At 57.5% G+C, this 7,081-nt stretch carries 4 protein-coding genes; all 4 read left to right on the top strand.

Annotated features, from left to right (window positions below; all coding sequences use genetic code 11):
- Positions 1 to 29 precede the first annotated feature (29 nt).
- Positions 30 to 2,219: a TRAP transporter permease gene (locus A8B84_RS09210; protein WP_064228310.1), complete on the top strand. Its 2,190-nt coding sequence runs from the start codon at positions 30 to 32 to the stop codon at positions 2,217 to 2,219.
- 123 nt (positions 2,220 to 2,342) lie between these two features.
- Positions 2,343 to 4,154: a sensor histidine kinase gene (locus tag A8B84_RS09215; RefSeq protein ID WP_064228311.1), complete on the top strand. Its 1,812-nt coding sequence runs from the start codon at positions 2,343 to 2,345 to the stop codon at positions 4,152 to 4,154.
- On the top strand, positions 4,151 to 5,503 hold the full coding sequence (locus tag A8B84_RS09220; RefSeq protein ID WP_064228312.1) for a sigma-54-dependent transcriptional regulator: 1,353 nt from the start codon (positions 4,151 to 4,153) through the stop codon (positions 5,501 to 5,503). Before A8B84_RS09215 ends, A8B84_RS09220 begins: the two co-directional genes overlap by 4 nt.
- Positions 5,504 to 5,653: 150 nt before the next feature.
- A partial coding sequence (locus tag A8B84_RS09225; protein WP_064228313.1) for a methyl-accepting chemotaxis protein occupies positions 5,654 to 7,081 on the top strand: 1,428 nt, incomplete at its 3' end.

Raw genomic sequence — 7,081 nt, forward strand, 5'->3', positions numbered from 1 at the left:
CCCCGATTTGCCTGCAAGCAGGGTGTGTCATGACTACCGAACAAAACTCCAAAGATCTTCCGGACATTGAAGTGGGCGAGGACCATGTACTCGCCCACAACGTGGACGATGAACCGGTTGAAGCCAACCGCCGGCTGTTTGAAGGCGGCCTGCTGAAATTTGTCGCCATGCTGGCGATTGCCTATTCAGCCTTTCACCTCTATTCCCTGAACATAGCGCCCCTGGAAACCTGGTCGTTCCGGATCGTTCATATTGCGGGCGCCCTGGTGCTGGGTTTCGTGCTGTTTGCCGGCGCCCGGTTCGTGTCATCGGAAGAGGGCGGCGCCCGCCATCGGTGGACAACCTGGATCAGTGCTGGCGCCATGCTGCCGGCCCTCTATGTTCTGTACCAGACGTTTTCGTTTTGGCAGATGGTCCAGAACGGCGCCATGCGGATCCCGGTCGAGCTGGAGGTGTGGCAATTTGGCTGGCCTCTGCTGGCGGCAACCGGTATTGGCATTATCATGAGCTGGTTCCATCAACGGGAGCGATCGGTATTCAGTGTTCCCGATCTGGTGTTGATCGTCTGTTCCCTGGCTGTGGCCGCCTATTTCCTCGTGGTCTATAACACCTCCATGCGGATGTCGACCGGCACTTCTTTCGCGCCGGTGGGTATCTCGTTCGCAGCCATTGCCGGTACCGCCCTGATCATGGAGCTGACCCGGCGTGTTGCCGGTATGGCTCTGGTGATCATCGGCCTGGTGTTCCTGGCTTACGTGTTTGCCGGCCCCTATCTGCCGGGTTTCCTCGGGTACCCGGGGCTTTCGGTTCAGCGATTCTTTAGTCAGGTTTATACCGATGCCGGCATCCTCGGGCCGACCACCGCGGTATCCTCCACCTACATTATTCTGTTCATCATTTTTGCCGCCTTCCTGCAGTCCTCGAAGGTGGGCGACTACTTCGTGAACTTTGCCTTTGCGGCAGCCGGTCGTTCCCGGGGTGGCCCGGCCAAGGTCTCGATCTTCGCATCCGGTTTGATGGGCATGATCAACGGCACCAGTGCCGGCAACGTGGTCTCCACCGGTTCCTTGACGATTCCACTGATGAAGAAAGTGGGCTATAGCAAGCAGTCTGCCGGCGCTGTCGAGGCGGCTGCGTCCACCGGCGGGCAGATCATGCCGCCGATCATGGGCGCTGGCGCCTTTATCATGGCGGAGATCACCGGCATTCCTTACACCGAGATTGCCATTGCTGCCATCATTCCGGCGATCCTGTATTTCGCCTCGGTCTACTTCATGGTGGATTTTGAGGCCGCCAAGACGGGCATGCGCGGCATGCGTGAGGATGAGCTGCCGAAGCTCAAAACCATGATGAAGCAGTGCTATCTGTTCGTGCCGATCATTATCCTGATCGTGGCCCTGTTCATGGGTTACTCGGTGATCCGGGCAGGTACCCTGGCTACCGTCTCCGCCGCTGTGGTGAGCTGGATTTCCCCGAACAAGATGGGATTGCGTCACATACTGCAAGCACTCGAGATTGCCTCTTACATGGCGATTCAGATCATTGTGGTGTGCGCGGCGGCCGGGGTAATTGTTGGCGTTATCTCCCTGACCGGGGTGGGCGCACGCTTCTCCGTGTTGTTGCTGGACGTTGCTGCCACGAGCCAGTTGCTGGCGTTGATCTTCGCCATGTTCATTTCCATTCTTCTGGGTATGGGGATGCCGACCACGGCGGCCTATGCGGTTGCGGCTTCGGTGGTAGCGCCTGGCCTGGTGCAGCTGGGCATTGAACCGCTGACGGCGCACTTCTTCGTGTTCTACTTCGCTGTGGTGTCCGCCATCACGCCACCCGTTGCGCTTGCCTCCTATGCCGCAGCAGGGATTTCCGGCGCCAACGCCATGGAAACCTCCGTGGCCTCGTTCCGGATTGGCATTGCGGCGTTCATCGTGCCCTTCATGTTCTTCTACAACGGCGCTCTGTTGATGGAAGCTGGCTGGTTCGAGATCGCCAGGGCACTGGTAACTGCAACCTTCGGCGTATACATGCTGTCTGGCGGTGTGCTGGGCTGGTTTGCGCGGGTTTCCGCCTCCTGGCTAACCCGAGTCCTTCTGATTGCGGCCGCGTTGCTGATGATCGAGGGCGGTTTGTGGACAGACCTAACCGGTATTGCCCTGGCGGTTCTGGCCTTCGTTATCCAGAAACAGCGAAAAACTCGCCTTGCTACAGCAGGTGCCCTGTAAAGAGGCAAGCCGGGAATGATCTGCGGCGGAACAACTGTGCCATATGACCCATGGTACGGTTGTTCTGCCCGCGGCCTGCCTATACTCTAGCGGCTTTCCACGGTTTTTCAGGAACCGGATGCTATGTCCTACCGGATCGGTGCTGTTCTCGTTTTCGTTGTCACACTGGTGGTGTCCTGGCTACTTGGTGGCTGGGTCGGATACCGGCAGGTGGAGCAGGAGAGCCTGGAAGAGTCGTTCCGGTACCGGCAACTGGTTGCGAATGAATTGAACCGGTATCTCCCGGTCCCGGAGTTGATGGCGGAGCATCCACTGCTTGAGCGGGCACTGAAGGAACCGGACAATCCGGACGTTATCCTGCAGGCCAACGAGCAAATGCAACGCATGGCCACCATTGTGGGCAGCTCCGATGTCTATCTGATGGATGTAAACGGCCTCACCATCGCTGCCAACAACTATCAACAAGCTGACAGCTTTGTCGGCAGCAACTACGCTTTCAGGCCCTATTTTTCAGAAGCAGTGTCTAATCGGGATTCGGCCATCTATTTTGCTTTGGGGCTGATGTCGGGGGTCCGGGGCCTGTACTTTTCCCACCCTGTCATCGACGATTCTGGCCGTCTGCTGGGTGTGGTGGCTGTGAAGGTTCTTGTTCATGACCTGGAATCCCAGTGGGATCGGCCTGCTTCTCTCAGGGAAGCAGAAATGGTCGTACTGGATGATGCTGGCATCAGTTTTCTGGCAAGCAAACCCAATTGGTTGTATCGGAACTTTTCGTATCAGGGGTTGGCCCCGGACGCGGCTTCCCGTCAGCGATACCCGGACCGGGACCTGAACCCCATCGAATTCGATAGCCTGGGTAAGCCCTGGGGCTTGTCGGAGAATTCCACTGCCATCAATATTCTTGAAAACGGCGAGACCAGAGAGTATCTCAGCGTTCGAACGCCGCTGCCGAGACTGGACTGGAATCTTCAGGTGATGGTGAGCACACGCTCTGTGGTCTGGACCCGGCTTGGGTTTCTGGTTGGTGGCGCCGCGCTGTTTTTTGGAGGTCTTCTGACCTGGCTTTACCTGCGTGAGCGATACCGCCGGGAAGCCGAGCTGGCCCTGAGGGGGGAACAGCTCGAACGACGTGTGGCCGAGCGAACCGCGGATCTTGAGAGTTCCAATAGCAAGTTGCTGGAAGAGATCAGGGAGCGAGAACGTACCCAGACGGAGCTTCGGGAAACCCAGCAGGAACTGATCCAGGCTGCAAAACTGGCGGTGCTTGGGCAGATGTCCGCTGGCCTGAACCACGAAATGAATCAGCCCCTCACGGCAATCCAGACCTACGCCAGGAATAGCCGGCGATTCCTGGAGAAGGGCGCCGAAGACATGGTGGATGCTAACCTTTCCGAGATCATTGCGCTGTGCGACAAAATGGCCGAGCTGACACGCCAGTTCAAGGTGTTTGCCCGCAAATCCGAGGGGCCGCCCGCCTTGGTTGACCTCAGGCAGTCGGTGGACGCGTCTCTCAAGATTATCGTGGCGCAAAAATCCAGTGCTGATATTGATATCCAGTGGGCTCGGCCGGAGTATCCGGTGATGTGTCATGGCGACCTGATACGGATTGAACAGGTCATGGTGAACCTGATTGCCAATGCGGTGCAGGCTGTCGAGGGTGGCCCGAATCCCCAGGTACGAATTGAAATTGAGGAGAAGGAGGATTGCTGGAAGTGTCTGGTACGGGATAACGGACCGGGGTTGCAGGGCAACACCGAACAGATCTTCGAGCCATTTTTTACCACCAAGTCGGTCAAACAGGGACTGGGCCTGGGATTGTCCATTTCCCGCCAGATTGTTGATGCGCTCGGTGGCAGCCTGATTGGTCGCAACCGCATGGATGGCCCGGGCGCCGAATTTGTCTTAACCCTCAAGAAGCGGGAGGCCACGGAATGACAGAACCCTCGGTAATCTTTGTGGATGATGATCCACATATCCGCCAGGCCATTGCCCAGACGCTGACTCTGGAGGACCTGCCGGTCAGCTGTTTTGAGGGCGCGCCGTCGGCGCTCAGGAACCTGGATGCCGACTATGACGGTGTGGTTCTGTGCGATTACAACATGCCGGGGATGGATGGCCTGGAAATGCTGGATCGGATCCGTGCCATAGATGACACCATTCCGGTCATCATTCTCACCGGGCAGGGGGACATAAGCACCGCCGTAACGGCCATGCAGCAGGGGGCCTACGATTTCATTGAGAAGCCCTTTGATCATGATGAACTGATTGAGCTGCTTCGTCACGCCCTGGAGAAGCGGCACCTTGCCCTGGAAAACCGCCGCCTCAAGGCCCAGTTACGGCATCTGGCGAAGCCGGGCCCCCGGATACTTGGTGATTCGCCGTCCATGCAGAAAGTCATGGCCACTATTGATCCGATTCTGGATATCTCTGCCAATATACTGCTGCATGGAGAAACCGGGTCGGGCAAGGACGCGCTGGCCCGCTATATCCACGAGAACAGCGGCCGCAGTGCCCATAATTTTGTTGCGATTAACTGCGGTGCGGTTCCCGAAAACCTGATTGAAAGCGAGTTGTTTGGTCACGAAGCCGGTGCCTTCACCGGGGCGGAAAAACGCCGGATCGGCAAGATTGAGCACGCCCACAAAGGCACTCTGTTCCTGGATGAAGTGGAAAGCATGCCCATGCCGTTGCAGGTGAAGCTGTTGCGAGTGCTGGAAGAGCAACGGGTGGAGCGCCTCGGTAGCAATCAGGTCCAGGACGTGGATGTGCGGATCATCGCCGCCACCAAGGCCGACCTGAAAAAGCTCAGTGACGAAGGCGAGTTCCGGTCTGACCTCTATTACCGGCTGAACGTTGTAAAAGTGGACATTCCGTCGTTGCGGGAGCGCAAGGAAGACATACCAATGCTGTTCCACCACTTCGTTCTTATTGCGGCGGCCCGCTATGACCGCGAGAGTATTCCCCTGGATGCTGGTCAGGCTGCCCGGCTGATGCAGCATTCCTGGCCGGGTAATGTCCGTGAACTCCGGAACCTGGCAGAGCGCTATGTGTTGTTGGGGCCGGCAGCACTGGATGAAAACGAGCCCTCGGATACAGCCAATGTCGCAGGCCGTCAGACGCTGGCCGAGATGATGGACGGCTTTGAGCGCTCCGCCATTATCAGTGCCCTCAACGCCTGCCACGGCAGCATCAAGGACACCATGGTGCAGCTCGGCATTGCCCGTAAAACCCTGTACGACAAGATGCGCAAGCATGGGCTGGACAAGGCTCAGTTCAAGGATTGAGCTACAAATAATTACCGCCATGGTTACAGACCAGAAACAAACTACGCAGTATCATCAATGATAATTCCGGCAGGTTTTTCGTAGTCTTAGCAGCTTTTCCGTGCCGGGCTGCCCGGCTGACCGATCGCTTAACCTGAAAGACTACCAGCCATGAAAAACCTGACCATCCAGAGACGGGTACTTTTGCTGGCCCTGGTGCCAGTGATTGTGCTCACGGCATTCCTGACAAGCTATAACCTGAATCAGGCCAGATCTATTGGCGAGGAAGCCGTTGCCGGCTTTTCCTCCGACATGGAAGAAAGCAAGCGGCAGGAGCTGCAGAACTACCTGGCTGTCGCCAAATCCTCCATCGAGCACCTCTACAATCAACCGGGGTCCGCAGACGACCCGGAGGTTCGCGAAAAAGCCTGGGAGATCCTGCGACAGCTTCGCTTCAACGATTCTGGAAGCACCGGTTACTTCTTCGCCTATGACACCAAAGGTGTCAACGTAATGCATGGCGTCAACCAGTCTCTGGAGGGCAGGAACCTGTGGGACTTCCAGGATCCGAACGGAACCTATCTCATTCGTGAGCTGGTGAAGGCAGCGCGCGGTAGCGGTGGCTACGTTCCCTATGGCTGGAAGAACAGCGATACCGGGGAAGTGGCACCCAAACTGGGTTACGCAGAAATGCTGCCGAAATGGGGCGTCATGATTGGCACGGGTTTCTGGATTGATGGCCTAGAGTCTCAGGTTGCGGCGATGGAGAATCAGGTAGGGGATTCGCTTGAAGATGCCGTCATCGGATCAATCAGCACCTCGCTTGTTGCGCTGGCGCTTATCGTCCTGCTTGCCCTGATTGTTGTTCGCAGCATTATTCGCCCGCTGAAATCTGCGGTTTTAGCCATGAACGATATTGCCAGCGGCGATGGCGATCTGACCCGGCGCCTGGAGGTCTTCGGCAAAGATGAGCTTGGACAGCTGGCAATCGCCTTCAACAGTTTTGCCGACCAGGTGCATGGTCTGGTTGAGCGTGTGTTGTCATCCACCCGGACATTGAACGAGGCCACGGCTGACCTGAATCAGGTCATGAATGAGGCCGAGCAGGGCGTCGAGCGGCAGAAGTCCGAGAGTGATCAGGTAGCAACGGCCATGAACGAAATGACTGCCGCGGCCCAGGAGGTTGCCAGCAACGCAAGCGAAGCGTCCACGGCTGCTGACCACGCCAACGGCCAGGTCTGCGATGCCCAGGGTCTGGTGCACCAGGCCACCGAGGTTATTGGCGGGCTTTCGGAGCAAGTGGGTGAGGGCGTTCGGGTTATCGAGCAGCTGGGCGCCGACTCCAGACGCATCGACAGTGTGCTGGAAGTCATTCGTGAAATTGCTGATCAGACCAATCTGTTGGCCCTGAACGCAGCCATAGAGGCAGCCCGGGCCGGTGAGGCCGGTCGAGGTTTCGCAGTGGTCGCCGATGAGGTGCGCACGCTGGCTCGCCGTACCCAGCAGAGCACCCAGGAAATCCAGGACATGATTGAGCGGCTGCAATCCGGTGCGGGTGTAAACATCCCTGTTTCAGTTGCACCGCTGATTAGAGTTTTC

The sequence above is a fragment of the Marinobacter sp. EhC06 genome (genome assembly GCF_001650915.1).
Classification (GTDB): Bacteria; Pseudomonadota; Gammaproteobacteria; order Pseudomonadales; family Oleiphilaceae; genus Marinobacter.

Excerpts from the sequence above, each read along its gene's own strand:
- A8B84_RS09210 (WP_064228310.1), top strand. The coding sequence starts at position 30 with ATGACTACCGAACAAAACTCCAAAGATCTTCCGGACATTGAAGTGGGC.
- A8B84_RS09215 (WP_064228311.1), top strand. The coding sequence starts at position 2,343 with ATGTCCTACCGGATCGGTGCTGTTCTCGTTTTCGTTGTCACACTGGTG.
- A8B84_RS09220 (WP_064228312.1), top strand. The coding sequence starts at position 4,151 with ATGACAGAACCCTCGGTAATCTTTGTGGATGATGATCCACATATCCGC.